The 19,638-nt window shown below is 58.1% G+C and carries 14 protein-coding genes, 2 tRNA genes, 1 rRNA gene and 3 pseudogenes; 18 read left to right on the top strand and 2 right to left on the bottom strand.

Annotated features, from left to right (window positions below; all coding sequences use genetic code 11):
* The 17 genes and pseudogenes from tuf to BLT66_RS26685 form a co-directional block, all read left to right on the top strand.
* Positions 1–304 (top strand): annotated as a pseudogene (gene tuf, locus BLT66_RS26200) (elongation factor Tu); the annotation flags it as partial.
* Between the two features lie 6 nt (positions 305–310).
* Positions 311–386: transfer RNA gene (locus BLT66_RS26195), tRNA-Trp, on the top strand.
* A 97-nt stretch (positions 387–483) separates the two neighbouring features.
* Entirely contained in the window at positions 484–867 is a 384-nt protein-coding gene (gene secE, locus BLT66_RS26190; protein ID WP_092762881.1) for a preprotein translocase subunit SecE, read from the top strand.
* Positions 867–1,454 (top strand): transcription termination/antitermination protein NusG, encoded by a 588-nt coding sequence (gene nusG, locus BLT66_RS26185; RefSeq protein ID WP_092762879.1) that lies wholly within the window; start codon positions 867–869, stop codon positions 1,452–1,454. The genes secE and nusG overlap by 1 nt, the downstream gene beginning before the upstream one ends.
* A gap of 125 nt (positions 1,455–1,579) precedes the next feature.
* Positions 1,580–2,011, top strand: a complete 432-nt coding sequence (gene rplK / locus BLT66_RS26180; RefSeq protein WP_092762877.1) for a 50S ribosomal protein L11 — start codon at positions 1,580–1,582, stop codon at positions 2,009–2,011.
* Positions 2,012–2,707: a 50S ribosomal protein L1 gene (gene rplA / locus BLT66_RS26175; RefSeq protein WP_092762875.1), complete on the top strand. Its 696-nt coding sequence runs from the start codon at positions 2,012–2,014 to the stop codon at positions 2,705–2,707. It begins immediately after the preceding gene.
* A gap of 244 nt (positions 2,708–2,951) precedes the next feature.
* The gene (rplJ, locus tag BLT66_RS26170) at positions 2,952–3,500 is read left to right on the top strand and encodes a 50S ribosomal protein L10 (protein ID WP_092762873.1); all 549 of its coding nucleotides are present in this window, start codon (positions 2,952–2,954) and stop codon (positions 3,498–3,500) included.
* Positions 3,501–3,595: 95 nt separating this feature from the next.
* Complete coding sequence (gene rplL / locus BLT66_RS26165; protein WP_092762889.1) at positions 3,596–3,967, top strand: 50S ribosomal protein L7/L12; 372 nt, start codon at positions 3,596–3,598, stop codon at positions 3,965–3,967.
* Positions 3,968–4,234: 267 nt separating this feature from the next.
* Positions 4,235–8,347 carry a DNA-directed RNA polymerase subunit beta gene (gene rpoB, locus BLT66_RS26160; protein WP_092762871.1) on the top strand — a complete coding sequence of 1,371 codons (4,113 nt, stop codon included), beginning with the start codon at positions 4,235–4,237 and terminating at the stop codon, positions 8,345–8,347.
* A 26-nt stretch (positions 8,348–8,373) separates the two neighbouring features.
* On the top strand, positions 8,374–12,597 hold the full coding sequence (gene rpoC / locus BLT66_RS26155; protein WP_092762869.1) for a DNA-directed RNA polymerase subunit beta': 4,224 nt from the start codon (positions 8,374–8,376) through the stop codon (positions 12,595–12,597).
* 112 nt (positions 12,598–12,709) lie between these two features.
* Entirely contained in the window at positions 12,710–13,237 is a 528-nt protein-coding gene (locus tag BLT66_RS26150) for a LemA family protein (RefSeq protein WP_255407101.1), read from the top strand.
* A 35-nt stretch (positions 13,238–13,272) separates the two neighbouring features.
* Positions 13,273–14,613, top strand: a complete 1,341-nt coding sequence (rsmB, locus tag BLT66_RS26145; RefSeq protein ID WP_092762867.1) for a 16S rRNA (cytosine(967)-C(5))-methyltransferase RsmB — start codon at positions 13,273–13,275, stop codon at positions 14,611–14,613.
* Complete coding sequence (locus tag BLT66_RS26140) at positions 14,603–15,205, top strand: DUF4390 domain-containing protein (RefSeq protein ID WP_255407100.1); 603 nt, start codon at positions 14,603–14,605, stop codon at positions 15,203–15,205. The genes rsmB and BLT66_RS26140 overlap by 11 nt, the downstream gene beginning before the upstream one ends.
* Positions 15,202–17,466, top strand: coding sequence for a sensor histidine kinase (locus BLT66_RS26135; RefSeq protein ID WP_255407099.1), 2,265 nt, complete (start codon positions 15,202–15,204; stop codon positions 17,464–17,466). The genes BLT66_RS26140 and BLT66_RS26135 overlap by 4 nt, the downstream gene beginning before the upstream one ends.
* Positions 17,467–17,509: 43 nt before the next feature.
* Positions 17,510–18,199 carry a response regulator gene (locus tag BLT66_RS26130; RefSeq protein WP_092762865.1) on the top strand — a complete coding sequence of 230 codons (690 nt, stop codon included), beginning with the start codon at positions 17,510–17,512 and terminating at the stop codon, positions 18,197–18,199.
* Positions 18,200–18,223: 24 nt separating this feature from the next.
* Positions 18,224–18,299: transfer RNA gene (locus tag BLT66_RS26125), tRNA-Phe, on the top strand.
* 14 nt (positions 18,300–18,313) lie between these two features.
* Positions 18,314–18,583 (top strand): hypothetical protein, encoded by a 270-nt coding sequence (locus BLT66_RS26685; RefSeq protein ID WP_143029314.1) that lies wholly within the window; start codon positions 18,314–18,316, stop codon positions 18,581–18,583.
* Positions 18,584–18,601: 18 nt separating this feature from the next.
* Here the strand turns inward: BLT66_RS26685 and BLT66_RS26120 are convergent.
* Positions 18,602–18,943 (bottom strand): annotated as a pseudogene (locus tag BLT66_RS26120) (transposase); the annotation flags it as partial.
* On the opposite strand from BLT66_RS26120, the pseudogene BLT66_RS26115 reads away from it, so the two are divergent.
* Positions 18,930–19,172 (top strand): annotated as a pseudogene (locus tag BLT66_RS26115) (ATP-binding protein); the annotation flags it as partial. The pseudogenes BLT66_RS26120 and BLT66_RS26115 overlap by 14 nt on opposite strands.
* 238 nt (positions 19,173–19,410) lie before the next feature.
* Here BLT66_RS26115 and rrf read toward each other — a convergent pair.
* Positions 19,411–19,523: ribosomal RNA gene (gene rrf / locus BLT66_RS26110) — 5S ribosomal RNA — on the bottom strand.
* Positions 19,524–19,638: the final 115 nt, after the last annotated feature.

Genomic DNA, 19,638 nt, shown 5'->3' with positions numbered 1-19,638 from the left:
CAAGCCCAATTCGATCAAGCCACACACGCATTTCACCTCTGAAATCTACGTGCTCAGCAAAGACGAAGGCGGCCGCCACACCCCTTTCTTCAACAACTATCGTCCCCAGTTCTACTTCCGTACCACGGACGTGACCGGTGCGATCGAGTTGCCAGAAGGCAAGGAAATGGTCATGCCAGGCGACAACGTGTCGATCACCGTCAAGCTGATCAACCCCATCGCCATGGAAGAAGGTCTGCGTTTCGCTATCCGTGAAGGCGGCAAGACCGTCGGCGCCGGTGTGGTTGCCAAGATCATTGCTTAATTTTGTAGGGGCGTAGCTCAATTGGCAGAGCGTCGGTCTCCAAAACCGAAGGTTGATGGTTCGATTCCTTCCGCCCCTGCCACCTAATTAATAAGGTGGCAATCAACAAGCCCGTCATGACCTGACGGGCTTCTGTGTCTCAAGAGACACCATGTATTTGAAGCAGGAAACAGCCAAAAATGGCCACTTCGCAAGTTGAAACCATCAACACAAACGCTGACAAAGCCAAGCTAGGTTTGTCGGCTGTTTTGGTGATTGGTGCCCTAGCCGCGTTTTACCTCCTCAGCAAACAAGGGCAAGTTGCCCAATGGGCGGCTTTGGTGGTTGGGATTGCGGCTGCAGTAGGCGTATTTCTGTCCTCCGAACCCGGCCGGCAGTTGGTGGCATTTGGACGCGATGCATGGCGTGAAGTCAAGAAGGTTGTCTGGCCTACGCGCAAAGAAGCGACGCAGATGACTTTGTACGTATTTGGTTTCGTGGTGATCATGGCCTTGTTCCTATGGCTCACTGACAAGACTCTGGAATGGGTTTTTTACGACTTGATTCTGGGCTGGAAAAAATAATGACTGATGTTGTAGAAACTGGTGTGGCGGAAACGCCAGCCGCTCCCGTGAATCCTGATCTGCGTTGGTATATCGTGCACGCCTACTCCGGCATGGAAAAAGCTGTTGAACGCAATATCACTGAGCGCATTCTTCAGTCCGGCATGCAGCAAAAATTTGCCCGCATCTTGGTGCCCACCGAAGAAGTAGTTGAAATCAAGAATGGCCAGCGCAAGACAACTGAGCGCCGTCTTTTCCCTGGTTATGTGTTTGTCGAAATGGTCATGGACGATGAGTCCTGGCACTTGGTAAAACACACAAACAAAGTTACGGGTTTTGTCGGAGGCGCGAAGAATCGCCCAGCACCGATCTCTGAAGCAGAAGTGCAGAAGATCGTTAGCCAGATGCAAGAAGGCACTGACAAGCCACGCCACAAAGTCGAGTTCTTGGTGGGTGAGTTTGTTCGGGTTAAGGAAGGTCCGTTTACCGACTTCAATGGCTCCGTCGAAGAAGTCAACTACGAAAAAAGCAAAGTGCGCGTATCGGTCACGATTTTTGGGCGAGCCACACCGGTCGAGTTGGAATTCAGCCAGATCGAAAAGACCTAAGGTCCAAGTTTAAGATTCCACGCTTTTCGACTCGGTGTGGATGTTGTTAGTGAGTCGCAACCCCGGGGAGCTAATGTATGCCAATCACGGTGAACAGAAGCGTTAACACCCGCAAGGAGTAAAAAATGGCGAAAAAAATCGTCGGTTTTATCAAGCTGCAAGTACCAGCCGGTAAGGCCAACCCATCCCCCCCGATCGGCCCCGCATTGGGTCAACGTGGTTTGAACATCATGGAGTTCTGCAAGGCATTCAATGCGCAGACCCAAGGCGTCGAACCAGGTCTGCCATTGCCCGTGGTGATCACTGCATTTGCAGACAAGAGCTTCACCTTCATCATCAAGACACCGCCTGCGACGGTTTTGATCAAGAAGTCCATCAAGCTGGACAAGGGTTCTTCCACGCCGCACAGCGCCAAGGTCGGCAAGATCACCCGCGCTCAACTGGAAGAAATTGCAAAGACCAAGATGAAAGATATGACAGCTGCCGATCTGGACGCTGCCGTTCGCACCATCGCTGGTACTGCCCGTTCCATGGGCGTGAATGTGGAGGGCGTGTAAATGTCCAAGCTGACCAAAAAACAAAAAGCCTTTGTTGGCAAGATCGACAGCACCAAGCTGTATCCATTGGCGGATGCCTTGGTAATCATCAAAGAGTGCGCCAACGCCAAGTTCGATGAATCCATCGACGTGGCTGTGCAGCTCGGCATTGATGCCAAGAAGTCTGACCAAGTGGTGCGTGGCGCTGTAGTGCTGCCTAACGGCACCGGCAAGACCAAACGTGTCGCAGTGTTCGCCCAAGGCGCCAAGGCTGAAGAAGCCAAGGCCGCTGGCGCCGACATCGTTGGCATGGATGACCTGGCCGCGATGATCAAAGCGGGCGACATGCCTTTTGACATTGTGATCGCAGCACCTGACGCCATGCGTGTCGTCGGTACTTTGGGTCAAATCCTGGGCCCACGTGGCCTGATGCCCAATCCCAAGGTCGGTACGGTTACGCCCGACGTGGCAACTGCCGTCAAGAATGCGAAAGCTGGTCAAGTTCAGTTCCGCGTTGACAAAGCCGGTATCGTGCACAGCACCATTGGCCGTCGCTCGTTTGACTCTGACAAGTTGCAAGGCAACTTGGCGGCATTGATTGATGCCTTGACCAAGGCCAAGCCCGCGTCGAGCAAAGGTTTGTATTTGAGAAAAGTAGCGGTTTCGAGCACGATGGGTGTGGGCGTTCGCGTCGACACGCAAACCATCGCAGCGTAATCGCAAAACCTGGACGGCTAGCAATGGCTGTCCAAAGTGGTGGGCCACCGAGATACACAACAGCAATGTTGGAGTCCGGTGGGCCATCCAAGACCGTTGGTGCGCAGCTTGTCTGTGCTTAATCAGTGAAAACCAACGCAGATGGCGATCCCGCTGCAGATGAAGAAATTTCAGAAACAGTTGGTCGCTGCAAAGTGGCGTGTTGAAGGGCAAAAGCCTGACAACACTTTTTAAGGAGTAGACCTTGAGTCTTAATCGCAGTGAGAAAGAAGCGGTCATTACCGATGTGACCAGCCTCGCCGCTAAAGCTCAAACGCTCGTGGTGGCGGAATACCGTGGCATCACGGTCGCTGACATGACCAAATTGCGCTCGGCAGCGCGTAGCAACGGTGTGACCTTGAGCGTGTTGAAAAACACCCTGGCCCGCCGTGCTGTTGCTGGCAGTGCATTTGAAGTCTTGTCCGACCAGATGACCGGTCCGCTGATCTATGGCTTTTCTGTTGATGCCGTAGCTGCTGCAAAAGTAGTAGCTGAATTCTCGAAGACCAACGACAAGTTGGTGATTCGTGGTGGCGCCTTCGGTGGAAAAGTTCTGGACGTGAACGGCGTTAAGCAACTGGCAAGCATTCCTTCCAAGGAAGTTTTGTTGGCACAGTTGTTGGGCTTGATGCAATCCCCCATTTCGCGTACGGCACGTGTGCTGGCTGCATTGGCGGACAAAAAAGGCGCAGGTTCTTCCGAACCAGCAGCCGAAGCAGCCCCTGAAGTGGCAGCTGAGGTTGCTCCAGCCTAACTTCTAGAAGTTAAAGCTGGTATTCAAAAAACTTTGTTGGACAGTTACTTGCATACAGCTCGCACTGTCCCCAATTGAAAAAACTGGAAATCAAAATGGCATTCGATAAAGACGCATTTTTGACCGCGCTTGACAGCATGACGGTCCTGGAACTCAACGACCTGGTGAAAGCCATCGAAGAGAAGTTTGGCGTGAGCGCTGCTGCTATGGCTGGCCCCGCCGCTGCTGCTGGCCCTGCTGCCGCTGCTGAAGAAAAGACCGAATTCAACGTCGTTCTGCTCGAAGCTGGCGCCAACAAGGTATCGGTCATCAAGGCTGTGCGCGAAATCACCGGCCTGGGCTTGAAAGAAGCCAAGGACCTGGTTGACGGCGCTCCCAAGGCCGTGAAGGAAGGCATTGCCAAGGCTGACGCCGACGCCGCCATGAAGAAGCTGGTGGAAGCTGGCGCCAAGGTCGAACTGAAGTAATCGACCTGGTTACAAGGGCTGGGGTGCTCCGAAAGGGCCCCCAGCCTTTCGTGCTTGTAAGAGAGCACTGAAAAGCAGGCTTTAAGCGCCTGTTTTTCAGTGTCTTCTGGCCCCGACTGCAGAAGATGCCTTGGTTCGGATTGCGTGCAATGCGCAATCGTCCGCCATGGTTGGTAGTGGCCAACCGCCAAGTTTGTTGTGCATGATGCCCAACGCGACAGTTGACAGGCCCCCCAGGACTCCCAAGTCCTTGCCCCCGGAGATCTCATGGCTTATACGTACACCGAACGCAAACGCATTCGCAAAAATTTCGGAAGCCGCGACAGCGTGCTTGAAGTCCCCTATCTGCTGCAAATGCAAAAAGATGCTTACACCGCATTTTTGCAAGCAGATATCGCCCCCCAAAAACGTACTGTGGAAGGTCTGCAGGCAGCGTTTGATGCAGCGTTCCCTATCGTCTCGCACAATGGTTTTGTCGAGATGAAGTACGTCGAGTACAACCTGGCCAAGCCCGCATTTGATGTGCGCGAGTGCCAGACCCGCGGCCTGACCTTCGCCTCGGCCGTGCGCGCCAAGGTTCAGCTGATTATTTATGACCGTGAATCCTCCACTTCGCAGTCCAAGGTGATCAAGGAAGTGAAAGAGCAAGAAGTCTATATGGGCGAAGTACCGCTCATGACGGAAAAGGGCTCTTTCATCATCAACGGCACCGAACGCGTCATCGTTTCGCAGTTGCACCGTTCTCCTGGCGTGTTTTTCGAACATGACAAGGGTAAAACCCACAGCTCGGGCAAGCTGTTGTTTTCCGCACGTGTGATTCCTTACCGCGGCTCCTGGCTCGACTTCGAGTTCGACCCTAAGGACGTGCTTTACTTCCGCGTCGACCGTCGCCGCAAGATGCCAGTCACGATCCTGCTCAAGGCCATCGGCCTGACCCCAGAATCGATCCTGGCCAACTTCTTCGTCAACGACAACTTCCGCCTGATGGACAGCGGCGCGCAAATGGAATTTGTCGCCGAGCGCCTGCGCGGTGAAGTCGCCCGTTTCGACATCACGGATAAGGCGGGCAAAGTTGTCGTCGCAAAAGACAAACGTATTACTGCGCGCCATACCCGCGATATGGAGCAGTCCAACACGACCCACATCAGCGTCCCTGAAGACTTCTTGGTGGGCCGCGTGGTTGCCAAGAATATCGTCGATGGCGACACGGGCGAAATCATTGCCAAGGCCAACGAAGAGTTGACTGAAGTACTGCTCAAGAAGTTACGCAGTGCCGGTGTGCAAGACCTGCAATGCATATACACCAACGAGCTGGACCAAGGCGCCTATATCTCGCAAACCTTGCGCAGCGATGAAACCGTGGACGAATTTGCCGCCCGCGTTGCCATCTACCGCATGATGCGCCCCGGCGAGCCGCCAACGGAAGATGCAGTTCAAGCGCTGTTCCAGCGTCTGTTCTATAACCCCGACACGTATGACCTGTCGCGCGTCGGCCGCATGAAGTTCAACGCCAAGATGGGCCGCGACGAATCTACCGGCCCCATGGTGCTGACCAACGAAGATATCTTGGCCGTCGTAAAGATTCTGGTGGATCTGCGCAATGGCCGTGGTGAAGTCGATGACATCGACCATCTGGGTAACCGCCGCGTGCGTTGCGTGGGCGAATTGGCAGAAAACCAATACCGCGCTGGTTTGGCACGGATTGAAAAAGCCGTGAAGGAACGTCTGGGCCAGGCCGAGCAAGAGCCGCTGATGCCGCACGACCTGATCAACAGCAAGCCGATTTCTGCCGCACTCAAAGAGTTCTTCGGTGCATCGCAGCTGTCCCAGTTCATGGACCAGACCAACCCGCTGGCGGAAATCACCCACAAGCGCCGCGTCTCGGCCCTTGGCCCGGGCGGTTTGACCCGCGAACGTGCCGGCTTCGAAGTGCGTGACGTGCACGTGACCCATTACGGCCGCGTATGCCCGATTGAAACGCCCGAAGGCCCGAACATTGGTCTGATCAACTCGCTGGCCTTGTACGCCCGCCTGAACGAGTATGGCTTCATCGAAACGCCATACCGCCGCGTGGTGGACAGCAAGGTGACCAACGACATCGATTACCTATCGGCCATCGAAGAAGGCAAATATGTGATCGCCCAGGCCAATGCGGCCCTGGACAAGGAAGGCAAGCTCTCCGGCGACCTGGTTTCAGCTCGTGAAAAAGGCGAATCCATCCTGGTCGGCGCCGAGCGCGTGCAATACATGGATGTGTCGCCAGCCCAGATCGTCTCTGTAGCTGCCTCACTCGTGCCGTTCCTGGAACACGATGATGCGAACCGCGCCTTGATGGGCGCCAATATGTCGCGTCAGGCCGTGCCTGTGCTGCGCCCTGAGAAGCCCATGGTCGGTACCGGCATCGAACGCGTCGCCGCCGTGGACTCCGGTACCGTGGTGACCGCCACCCGTGGCGGCCTGGTCGACTACGTGGACGCCACCCGCATCGTGATCCGGGTGAACGACAACGAAGCGCTGGCTGGCGAAGTGGGCGTGGACATCTACAACCTGATCAAGTACCAGCGCTCCAACCAGAACACCAACATCCACCAGCGCCCTATCGTCAAGAAGGGCGACCGGCTGGCCAAGGGTGACGTGATTGCCGACGGTGCATCCACCGATCTGGGCGAAATCGCGATCGGGCAGAACATGCTGATCGCCTTCATGCCCTGGAACGGCTACAACTTCGAAGATTCTATTTTGATCTCCGAACGCGTGGTGGCCGATGACCGCTACACCTCGATCCACATCGAGGAACTGGTAGTGATGGCCCGTGACACCAAGTTGGGTGCCGAAGAAATCACCCGCGATATTCCGAACCTGAGCGAACAGCAGCTGAACCGCCTCGACGAGTCGGGCATCATCTATGTGGGTGCAGAAGTGCAGCCCGGCGATACGCTGGTCGGCAAAGTTACCCCCAAGGGTGAGACCACCTTGACGCCAGAAGAAAAACTGCTGCGCGCCATCTTCGGTGAGAAAGCCAGCGACGTGAAGGACACATCCCTGCGCGTTGACCAAGGCTCGCAAGGTACCGTGATTGACGTCCAAGTCTTCACCCGTGAAGGCATCGTGCGCGACAAGCGTGCCCAGCAGATCATTGACGATGAACTCAAGCGCTTCCGCTTGGACCTGAACGACCAGCTGCGCATCGTCGAGGCGGATGCCTTCGACCGTATCGAAAAGCTGTTGACAGGCCGTGTCGCCAATGGCGGTCCGCAAAAACTGGCCAAGGGCACCAAGCTCGACAAAGCCTATCTGTCCTCGGTGGAGAAATTCCACTGGTTCGATATCCGTCCTGCCGAAGACGAAGTGGCGACGCAACTCGAATCCATCAAGAACTCACTGGAACAAACGCGTCATAGCTTCGACCTGGCTTTTGAAGAAAAGCGCAAGAAGCTCACGCAAGGCGACGAGTTGCCCGCAGGCGTGCTGAAGATGGTCAAGGTCTATCTGGCCGTCAAGCGCCGCTTGCAGCCAGGTGACAAGATGGCCGGCCGCCACGGTAACAAGGGTGTGGTTTCCAAGATCGTTCCGGTCGAAGACATGCCTTACATGGCCGATGGCACACCTTGCGACATCTGTCTGAACCCACTGGGCGTGCCATCGCGGATGAACGTCGGCCAGGTGTTGGAAGTGCATCTGGGCTGGGCCGCAAAGGGTATTGGTCAGCGCATCGGTGACATGCTGCAAGCCGAAGCCAAGGTGGCGGAAGTCCGTAGCTTCATGGACAAGCTGTACAACGGTTCAGGCCGCAAGGAAGACCTGAGCCAGCTCAGCGACCAGGAAGTGTTCGACATGGCGGCGAACATGGCCCAAGGGGTCACTTTTGCAACGCCAGTGTTTGACGGCGCGTCGGAAGAAGACATCCGCGGCATGCTGCAATTGGCGTATCCCGATGATGTCGCCAAGCACAAGGGCTTGACCATTACGCGCACCCAGGCCAATTTGTTTGATGGCCGCTCGGGTGAGCCATTTGAGCGTCCAACCACCGTGGGCTACATGCACTTCTTGAAGCTGCACCATTTGGTTGACGACAAGATGCACGCCCGCTCCACCGGTCCTTACAGCCTGGTGACACAGCAACCGTTGGGTGGTAAAGCCCAGTTCGGTGGCCAGCGCTTCGGGGAAATGGAAGTGTGGGCGCTGGAAGCTTACGGCGCCTCCTACACCCTGCAGGAAATGCTCACCGTCAAGTCAGATGACGTGGTCGGTCGTACCAAGGTGTATGAAAGCATCGTCAAGGGCGAACACGCCATCGAAGCAGGTATGCCGGAATCGTTCAACGTGCTGGTCAAGGAAATTCGTTCCCTCGGCCTGGACATCGAACTCGAGCGTAGCTAATTGCGGACAAGAAAAGGATTTAACCCATGAAATCATTACTCGACCTGTTCAAGCAGTTCACGCCCGATGCGCATTTCGATGCAATTCGGATCGGTATGGCCTCGCCCGAGAAAATTCGGTCCTGGTCTTTCGGTGAAGTGAAGAAGCCAGAAACCATCAACTACCGTACCTTCAAGCCAGAGCGCGATGGTCTGTTTTGCGCCAAGATTTTTGGCCCTATCAAAGACTACGAATGCCTGTGCGGCAAGTACAAGCGCCTCAAGCACCGCGGCGTGATCTGCGAAAAGTGCGGCGTTGAAGTCACACAAACCAAAGTGCGCCGCGAACGCATGGGCCACATCGATCTGGCCGCGCCTTGCGCCCACATCTGGTTCTTGAAATCGCTGCCATCGCGTCTGGGCCTGGTCCTGGACATGACGCTGCGCGACATCGAGCGCGTGCTGTACTTTGAAGCATATGTGGTGACCGACCCTGGCATGACCCCGCTGAAGAAATTCGCGATCATGTCGGAAGACGACTTCGATGCCAAGACCAAGGAATACGGCGACGAATTCGTGGCCAAGATGGGCGCCGAAGGTATCAAGGACCTGCTGGAAGCCATCGAGATCGACTCGTCGATCGAGCGTCTGCGCAACGATCTGACCGGTTCCGAAGTCAAGATCAAGAAGAACGCCAAGCGCCTCAAGCTGCTGGAAGCATTCAAAAAGTCGGGCATCAAGCCTGAGTGGATGGTGCTGAATGTGCTGCCCGTGCTGCCGCCGGACCTGCGTCCGCTGGTGCCGCTGGACGGTGGCCGCTTCGCGACCTCCGACCTGAACGACCTGTACCGCCGCGTGATCAACCGCAACAGCCGTCTGCGCCGTTTGCTGGAATTGAAAGCACCGGAAATCATCGCCCGCAACGAAAAGCGCATGCTGCAAGAAGCGGTCGATTCACTGCTGGACAACGGTCGCCGTGGCAAAGCCATGACCGGCGCCAACAAGCGCGCGCTGAAATCGCTGGCCGACATGATCAAGGGCAAGAGCGGCCGGTTCCGCCAGAACTTGCTGGGCAAGCGCGTCGACTACTCTGGCCGTTCGGTCATTGTGGTGGGCCCAACCCTCAAGCTGCACCAGTGCGGTCTGCCCAAGCTGATGGCTCTGGAACTCTTCAAGCCCTTCATCTTCTCGCGCCTGGAAGCCATGGGCATCGCCACCACCATCAAGGCGGCGAAGAAAGAAGTTGAATCCGGTACGCCGGTGGTCTGGGACATCCTGGAAGAGGTCATCAAGGAACACCCCGTGATGCTGAACCGTGCGCCTACGCTGCACCGTTTGGGCATCCAGGCGTTTGAGCCCATCCTGATCGAAGGCAAGGCCATCCAATTGCATCCCCTCGTTTGCTCGGCATTCAACGCCGACTTCGACGGTGACCAAATGGCTGTGCACGTACCGCTGTCGGTGGAAGCCCAGATGGAAGCCCGCACCCTGATGCTGGCTTCGAACAACATCTTGTTCCCCGCCAATGGCGAGCCCTCCATCGTGCCATCGCAAGACGTGGTGCTGGGTCTGTACTACACGACCCGCGACCGTGTGAATGGCAAGGGCGAAGGCCTGATCTTCTCGGACACCGGCGAAGTCCAGCGTGCATTTGACGCCGGCCAGGTCGAACTGACCGCCCGCATCAACGTGCGTTTGACCGAATACACCAAGAACAAGGAAACCGGTGAATTCGAGCCATCGACCAAGCTGTGGGAAACCACCGCGGGCCGTGCGCTGCTGTCGGAAATCCTGCCGAAGGGCCTGCCTTTCTCCAACATCAACAAGGCGTTGAAGAAGAAAGAGATTTCCAAGCTGATCAACGTGTCGTTCCGCAAGTGCGGATTGAAAGAGACCGTGGTGTTTGCCGACAAGCTGTTGCAAAACGGCTTCCGCTTGGCAACCAAGGCCGGTATCTCGATCTGCATCGACGACATGCTGGTGCCGCAAGAAAAGCACGGCATCATTGCCCGTGCTGAAAAGGAAGTCAAAGAGATCGCCAACCAGTACGTGTCTGGCCTGGTGACCTCCGGCGAGCGCTACAACAAGGTGGTGGACATCTGGGGCAAGGCTGGCGACGAAGTGTCCAAGGTGATGATGGCCCAGCTCTCCAAAGAGAAGACCATTGACCGCAACGGCAAGGAAGTCGAGCAAGAGTCGTTCAACTCCATCTACATGATGGCCGACTCCGGCGCCCGCGGTTCTGCAGCCCAGATCCGCCAAGTGGCTGGTATGCGGGGTTTGATGGCGAAGCCAGACGGCTCGATCATTGAAACGCCGATTACCGCCAACTTCCGTGAAGGCCTGAACGTGTTGGAGTACTTCATTTCCACCCACGGTGCCCGTAAGGGTCTCGCGGATACGGCACTGAAGACCGCCAACTCGGGTTACCTGACCCGTCGTCTGGTAGACGTGACGCAAGACTTGGTCGTGACCGAACAAGACTGCGGCACAGCCAATGGCTACCTGATGCGCGCAATCGTCGAAGGCGGTGAAGTCATCGAATCCCTGCGTGACCGCATCCTGGGCCGTACCGCGGCCGAAGATGTGCTGCACCCCGAAGACCGTTCGGTGCTGGTCACCGCGGGCGCCATGCTCGACGAAGATGTGATCGACCTGCTGGAAACCACCGGCGTGGACGAAGTCAAAGTCCGCACCGCACTGACCTGCGCCACCCGCTTCGGCATCTGTGCCAAGTGCTATGGCCGCGATCTGGGCCGTGGTGGCCTGATCAACGGCGGTGAGGCTGTGGGTGTGATTGCGGCCCAGTCCATCGGTGAACCCGGTACGCAGCTGACCATGCGGACCTTCCACATCGGTGGTGCGGCATCCCGTGCCGCCATCGCCTCCAGCGTGGAAGCCAAGTCCAACGGCACGATCGGCTTCAACGCCACGATGCGCTACGTGACCAACAGCAAGAACGAACTGGTCGTGATTGCCCGCTCCGGTGAAATCATCATCACCGAGCATGGCCGCGAACGCGAACGCCATAAAGTGCCTTACGGCGCGATTCTGTCGGTCACGGCAGACCAAGCGGTCAAGGCCGGTACGATTCTGGCCAACTGGGATCCGCTGACGCGCCCCATCATTACCGAGTTCGCTGGTACCAGCAAATTTGAGAATGTGGAAGAAGGCCTGACGGTGGCTCGCCAGGTGGACGAAGTCACCGGCTTGTCGACCATGGTGGTCATCGATCCTAAGCGCCGTGGCGCTGCCAAGGTGGTGCGCCCGCAGGTCAAGCTGATCGATGCCAATGGCAACGAAGTGAAGATCACCGGCACCGACCACTCGGTAACCATCGGCTTCCCGATTGGCGCGCTGATCCAGGTGCGCGACGGCCAGGAAGTGGGCCGCGGCGAAGTACTGGCCCGTATTCCAATCGAAGGCCAGAAGACCCGCGACATTACCGGCGGTCTGCCCCGTGTGGCCGAGCTGTTCGAAGCGCGTACGCCAAAGGACAAGGGCATGCTGGCCGAAATGACCGGTACCGTGTCGTTCGGCAAGGAAACCAAGGGCAAGGTTCGCCTGCAGATCACCGATCCAGAAGGTACGGTCTGGGACGAACTGATCCCCAAGGAAAAGAGCATCCTGGTGCACGAAGGCCAAGTGGTCAACAAGGGCGAAAACATTGTGGACGGCCCAGCCGACCCACAAGACATCTTGCGCTTGCTGGGCATGGAAGAGCTGGCCCGCTACATCGTGGACGAAGTACAGGACGTGTACCGCTTGCAAGGCGTGAAGATCAACGACAAGCACATTGAAGTGATCGTTCGTCAGATGCTGCGCCGCGTGGTGGTGGAGAACGCCGGTGAATCCGGTTATATCAACGGGGAACAAGTTGAACGTAGCGAAATGCTCGACACCAACGACGCCTTGCGCGCAGAAGGCAAGACCCCTGCGACGTTCACCAACCTGCTGCTGGGTATTACCAAGGCCTCCTTGTCTACCGACAGCTTCATCTCCGCCGCGTCCTTCCAGGAAACCACGCGCGTGTTGACCGAAGCCGCCATCATGGGCAAGCGCGACGAACTGCGTGGTCTGAAGGAAAACGTGATCGTGGGTCGTCTGATCCCAGCCGGCACCGGCATGGCCTACCACCAGGCTCGCCTGGCCAAGGACTTGATGGACGACGCCGAGCGCCGCGCCATCGCCGAGTCCGAAGCCGCCGAACTGGCTGGCGCACAAGAAGCCACCGCGCTGTCTGAAAGCAGCGAAGGCTCCGTAGGCGAATAACCTACGCCACGCGCTGCGTACCAAGGCACCTCAAATCCATCTTTGGTGGATTTGAGGTGTTTTTTTATGTGCGCCACATCCCGTGGCAAGACAGCTTCCTCAAAGGTATATCGTGATTTCCGGATCCATCGTTGGGTGGGGCCTGGCCGCCCTACTGCTGTTCTGGTCCGTAGGGGCCTACAACCGGCTGGTTCGCCTTCGGGGCCAAGCGGTGCGCGCATTTGCCGCACTGGCGCCGCTGCTGCAGCGCTATGGCGAACTGCTGCCCTCCGGCGCCGCCACAGACAGCCCGAGCCCTTCAGCCGCGTGGTCGGGCCTGTATGGTGCGCATGCGCAATTTACGGCCTCGCTCGCGGTGGCCCGCAGCCATCCGCTGGATGCAGCGGCACTAGCCGCATTGGCGGCAGCCGAGCAGGTGCTGCAAATGGCCTGGTTGCGCGTGGAGGCCGAAGGCCTGGGATCCGATGGCCAGGCGCTGGCCGAGGCTTTGCCGCCGCAATGGGCCGAGATCCAGCGGCATGTAGAACACACTAAGCCGCTATTTGCCCAGGCGGTACACAGCTACAACAGCGCGATCACGCAGTTCCCGGCCGTGCTGCTTGCGTGGCTTTTCGGTTTTCGCGCAGCCCAGCCGCTGTAAAACGCTTTCTTTTATTGACGATACGCATTGAGAATATGACCCGCCCAGACGCCCCCCCACACTCCCCTGCGCAGATTCCGTTATGGCGCCAGCTCCAGGCGGCGGCCGAGGTCTTGCATGCCGTGCGCAATGGCGCGTCGGCCACACCCGCCCTGGCCGCGGTGGACAGCCCGCTGCGCCCCGGCGTGCAAGCCCTGGTGTTCCATAGCTTGCGCAATCTGGGGCGCGCCGAGGCCTTGCGCGTTCAACTGGCCAAGCGCCCGCCTCCTCCACCGGCAGACGCCTTGCTGTGCACCGCGCTGGCCCTGGTGTGGGACGAAGCCACGGCGCCGTACGCCGTCTTCACCTTGGTTGACCAAGCCGTGGAAGCCGCGAACCGGGGCCCGGCCCGAGCCCAGGCCAGTTTCATCAACGCCTGTCTGCGCCGCTTCCTGCGCGAGCGAGACGCCTTGGTAGCCGCCACAGACCGGGACCCGGTCGCCGTCTGGAACCATCCGCGCTGGTGGATACAGCGGCTCAAGCAAGAGCAGCCCCAGCGTTGGCAGGAGATCCTGCAGGCGAATAACCAGCATGCGCCAATGACGCTGCGGGTTAATGCACAAAAATCGACTCCAGCGCAATCTCTATCTGCGCTAGCAGCTATCAATATTGAAGCATTCCTGGTGGGTGACTCCGGCATCGCCCTGGCCCAGCCCCGGCCGGTATATGACATCCCCGGATTTTCTGAAGGCGCCATATCGGTGCAGGATGCTGCGGCCCAGCTGGCGGCACCCTTGCTGCTGCAAGGCCTGGACCGCACGCAGCCCCTGCGGATTCTGGACGCCTGCGCCGCCCCCGGTGGCAAAACTGCCCACCTGCTGGAGCTGGCGCAAGCCGAAGTGACGGCGCTGGATATCGACGCAGCCCGCTGCGAACGCATCCAGCAAAACCTGCAACGCCAGGGCCTGCAGGCCAAGCTGGTAGTGGCCGATGCCAACCAGCCCGACACCTGGTGGGACGGCCAGCTCTTCGATGCCATTCTGCTAGATGCGCCTTGCACTGCGTCAGGCATCGTGCGGCGCCACCCCGATGTGCGCTGGCTACGCCGCGAAACCGATATTGCACAATTGGCTGCACTGCAAGCCAGCCTGCTGCAGCGGCTGTGGCCCTTGCTGCGACCGGGCGGGCGGCTGCTGTACTGCACCTGCTCGGTATTCCGGGCCGAGGGCCAAGACCAGATTGAAACGTTCCTTGCACACCACACCGAAGCCCATTTACACGATTCTCCCGGGCATTTAATGCCCCGCACCTGGGCTTCTGTCGCCGGTGTCCCGGACAATCGAATTTGTGACAACGATGGATTTTTTTACGCTCTGCTGGAAAAACGTGTGCTCTAAACGGGCGGCACTGCGGTTCTGCGTCTATGTACTGTTCTGCCATGTGCCTTTTGTACAGGCGCAGAGCACCTTGGTCGAAATCAACCAGATGCAGGTTGAGCGCAGTGATGCCGGCGTATTCTTCTCCTCCAACCTCAAGTTTGAGTTGCCCGGCCTGGTAGAAGACGCGCTGCACAAAGGCATTCCGATGTACTTCGTCGCCGAGATCGAGGTGCTGCGCGACCGCTGGTACTGGTCGGACCGCTCTGTCACCCACCAGTTTCGCTACATGCGGCTGGCATACCAGCCGCTGACCCGTCGCTGGCGCCTGAACATCGCGCCCACGCCCATAGGCAATAGCGGCCTGGGTGTGGTGCTGAGCCAGAACTTCGAATCCCTGCCCGATGCGCTGGCCAGCGTCCAGCGCCTATCCCGCTGGCGCATCGCCGATGCGGCCGACATCGAGTTCGACGGCAAGACACATCTGGAATTCAGCTTCCAGCTGGATGTCTCACAGCTGCCACGCCCACTGCAAATTGGCGCATTGGGCCAAACCGACTGGAATCTGTCCGGTTCGCGCAATCTGCGGCTCACGGCCGAAAATCCCAAGTGACCTCGACCCCGCCAGCCTCGCGCGGCACGCGCAATCCGCGTGCGCTACGCTGGGCCTGGGTCGTCGGCGCGGTGGTGGTGATGGCGATCGGGCTGATCCTGCTGCTGCTGCTCACACAGTCGACCAACAACCGCGAACTGTACGAGCGCAACTATGCGCGCCTGTTTGCGGTCAACGTGGTGGTGGCCGCCGTGCTGTTTGCGGTCATTGTCTGGATGGCGGTGCGCTTGCTGATCCGGCTGCGGCGTGGCAAGTTCGGCAGCCGCCTGCTGGTCAAGCTGGCCACTATTTTCGCCCTGGTTGGCCTGATGCCGGGCCTGCTGATCTACGTGGTGTCCTACCAGTTTGTGTCGCGCTCCATCGAGAGCTGGTTCGACGTCAAGGTCGAAGGCGCTTTGGACGCCGGGGTCAACCTGGGACGCACCACCCTGGATATTCTGGCCAATGGAATGGCCGACAAAGCCCGTAGCGCCAGCAGCCAGCTCGCCGACATACCCGATGCCGCCGCAGGCCTGACGCTGGAGCGCATCCGTGACCAGCTGGACGCCAACGATGTGGTGCTGTGGAGCGCCAGCGGCCAGTTGATCGCCAGCGTCGGCCAATCGCGCTTTCTGCTGAACCCCGAACGCCCCAGCCCACAGCAGCTGCGCAATGTGCGCAGCCAGCGCGCGGTCGCCGCGATTGAAGGCCTGGACGAAACCGGCACGGCAGCTGAGTCTGCCGCCCATATCAAAGCCCTGGCTCTGGTCTCCAACAAGGGGCTCGGGCTGCTGGCCGAACCGCGTTTTCTGCAGGTGGTGCAGGCCCTGCCGCCGGCACTGGTCGCCAATGCCATGGCGGTGCAGACCGCGAACCGCGAGTACCAGGAACGTGCCCTCGCCCGCAGCGGCCTCAAGCGCATGTACATCGGTACGCTGACCCTCAGCCTGTTCCTGGCCGTGTTTGGCGCGGTGCTGCTGGCCGTGCTGCTGGGCAACCAATTGGCCCGCCCCCTGCTGCTGCTGGCCGAAGGCGTGCGCCAGGTGGCGGAGGGCGATTTGACCCCCAAGGCCGTGCTGCAAGGCCGGGATGAACTGGGTGGCCTGACCCGCTCGTTTGCCAACATGACGCAGCAGCTGGCCGACGCGCGTACGGCGGTGGACCACAGCATGGCCCAGGTCAACGCTGCCCGGGCCAACTTGCAGACCATTCTGGACAACCTCACCGCCGGCGTCATCGTGCTCGATGCCCAAGGCCTGATCCAATCCAGCAACCCGGGCGCCACCCGTATCCTGCGAGTCCCCTTGGCCGCGTTTGAAGGTCGCCCCCTGGCGGAAGTGGCGAGCCTGGAGGATTTCGCCAAACGGGTTAACGCCCAGTTCGATGTGTTCTTGAGCGAGCAGACACACCACGGACTGGACCACTGGCAACAGTCTTTCGAACTCAACGCCACAGCTTCACCTTTCTCACAAGATGCTATTACTTTGGTAGCTAGAGGCGCAGAATTACCGGGCAGCAACCGCCTTTTGGTCTTTGACGATATTTCAGAGATCGTCTCCGCCCAACGGGCCCAGGCCTGGGGCGAGGTGGCCCGCCGGCTTGCCCACGAAATCAAGAATCCACTGACGCCGATCCAGCTGTCTGCTGAGCGGATGGAAATGAAGCTGCTCAGCAAATTGGGCGATCCCGAGCAAGCACTGTTGAAGAAATCGGTCAAAACCATTGTGGACCAAGTAGACGCCATGAAGCGTCTGGTCAATGAGTTCCGCGACTACGCCCGGCTCCCCGCGGCGGAGCTCAAGCCGCTGGATTTGAATGCACTCGTACAGGATGTATTACAGCTCTACGAAAACGACGCGGCGACGGTAAGAATCACTTCAGAACTGGACGCGCTGTGCCCGCCGATATTGGGCGACGCCGAACAATTGCGCCAGGTCATCCACAATCTGCTCCAGAACGCCCAGGACGCCTCAGAAGCCACGCGCCGGCCCGACTTTGTACCCGAGGTCACCCTGCGTACCCAATGGGTCTCTGCGGCCCAACGGGTCCGCCTGGTGGTGCGAGACCAAGGCACCGGTTTCCCTGACCATATCTTGAAACGTGCGTTTGAGCCCTATGTCACCACCAAGAGCCGGGGTACCGGCCTAGGGCTGGCTGTTGTCAAGAAAATTGCCGATGAGCATGGCGCCCGCATCGACGTATCCAATCGTGTTGTAGATGGCGCCGTAGATGGCGCGCAAGTATCGTTATCATTCGCCATCGAGACCAGCGTGGCTGGTTAACAACAAACACACCACATTATTTTCAGGAGCCAACGCTTCAATCATGGCAAACATTCTGGTGGTCGACGACGAACACGGTATCCGCGATCTGCTTTCCGAGATCCTGAACGATGAGGGCCACAACGTTGAGCTCGCAGAGAACGCAGCCGAAGCCCGTGAGGCCCGGCTGCGCAGTCGTCCCGACCTGGTTCTGCTCGACATTTGGATGCCCGATACCGACGGTGTCTCGCTGCTCAAGGAATGGGCCTCTGCAGGGGCCTTGACCATGCCTGTCATCATGATGAGCGGCCACGCCACCATAGACACGGCAGTGGAGGCCACACGCATAGGCGCGCACTCTTTTCTCGAGAAGCCCATCACCCTGCAAAAGCTGCTGAAGGCCGTTGAACAGGCGCTGACGCGCAATGCCGCACGCAAGCCGACAGCAGTACCCGGCGTTCCGATATCGGCAGACCCAGGCAGAACACCTGCAGTGGAGTTCATGGACAACGTTCCCGGTCAGAGCGTTCCCGCCGCTAGCGCGCTCGGCCCTCAATCGCAACAAACCTTTGACCTGGATAAGCCCCTGCGCGAAGCCCGTGATGGATTTGAAAAAGCGTACTTCGAATTCCACCTAGCCCAAGAAGGCGGCTCCATGACGCGCGTTGCCGAGCAAACCGGTTTAGAGCGTACACACCTCTACAGAAAACTAAAACAACTCGGCGTAGAGTTAGGCAAAGGGAAACGGGCCTAATTCTGGTATATAATTGAAAGCTCAGGCCCGGTAGCTCAGTCGGTAGAGCAGAGGATTGAAAATCCTTGTGTCGGTGGTTCGATTCCGCCCCAGGCCACCAAAAACTTTAAGCCCTTGGTTCGCAATGAACTCAAGGGCTTTTTAGTTTTTGGAAGCGACTATCTCCTTGGTTTTGGTACACCAAGCAGTGACACCTTCGACACAAAAAATCAGCGGCAAAAAAACGACTCGCCGTCGCCTGCTAGTGGCTTCCGCTTTTACCACTACTTCAGGGATTTACCAGCTTTACCGCAAGATGCCGGAAGACCTGCGCCCATTCCTCCGGAACAAGTACAAGTGCCGTCTCAAAACACGTCATTCCGGCGACGGCAAGCCGAAGAGTAGAGAAGTCTAAGAACGTGTTCAAAATCTTTTGAGCAGCAGAGCCAAAAATGCCAGATGGATGAACTGCAAGCTGGTATTCAAAAGCCTTTTACAATTCTTCCATAGCCGCCTGTTCTTCTCCAGCCACGCAAAGCTGCGCTCCACCACCCAGCGCTGGGGCATGACGTTGAAGGTATGCAGCTCACTGCGCTTGGCGATCTGCACTCCCACGTGTTCACCCAAGATGTCTGCTACACCCTGGGCAAAGGGTTTACCCACGTAGCCGCTGTCACATAGCAGGCTTTGCACCTTGCTGAGGGCTGGTTTACAGCGCTGCAGTGCTTCTTTGCGATCCGTCACTTCGGCTGGGGACGCCAAGATGACCACTGCCTTACTGGACCGCCTGACCCACCACTGCCACATCATCGAAACCGGCAACGAGTCGTACCGCTTCCGCCATAGCAGCAATGAAGCCAAAGGGCGCATCAAGACACGAGAGCAAGCCAGGAAGGGGCAGTCAGCCCAGGCCAGCGATACCGTGGAGGAAGGGGCCTCGCCTGACGGCTCGGGAACACCACAGATCGATTCAAGAAAAGGAGGACCAACCTAGGCAATCAGCCTATAGTTATTCACAGTTGGCCTTCATGGAGGCCGCTCTAGCCCCTGGTCAATATTCGATTGGCACTGGCGGTCAAGATTGGATTGGCTCTAACAAACGGCAACTTCAATGCGCATTTGAGTTGCTTTTTTGAAGCTTGCTGCAAACGTTTTACGTTTTCTTTAGCGCTTGAAGGCAAGCACTAAAGAAAACGCCCAGTCCGCTGGACTGGGCGTTTCTTGCTGTAATAGCCTGACGATGACCTACTTTCACACGGGAACCCGCACTATCATCGGCGCAGAGGCGTTTCACTGTCCTGTTCGGGATGGGAAGGAGTGGTACCACCTCGCTATGGTCATCAGGCATAACTTGTTGCCACCCTGACACAGGTCAGGGCAACGAATTCATAGAGATTTAATCAGCTCCGGCATCGCACCGGATATGTTTTTGAATGCGTCACTTGGCATAACTATTCCTT

Origin of the sequence: Rhodoferax sp. OV413 (assembly GCF_900104385.1) — a bacterium.
Taxonomy (GTDB): Bacteria; Pseudomonadota; Gammaproteobacteria; order Burkholderiales; family Burkholderiaceae_C; genus Rhodoferax_B.
This window is presented reverse-complemented; position numbering and strand designations above follow the sequence as displayed.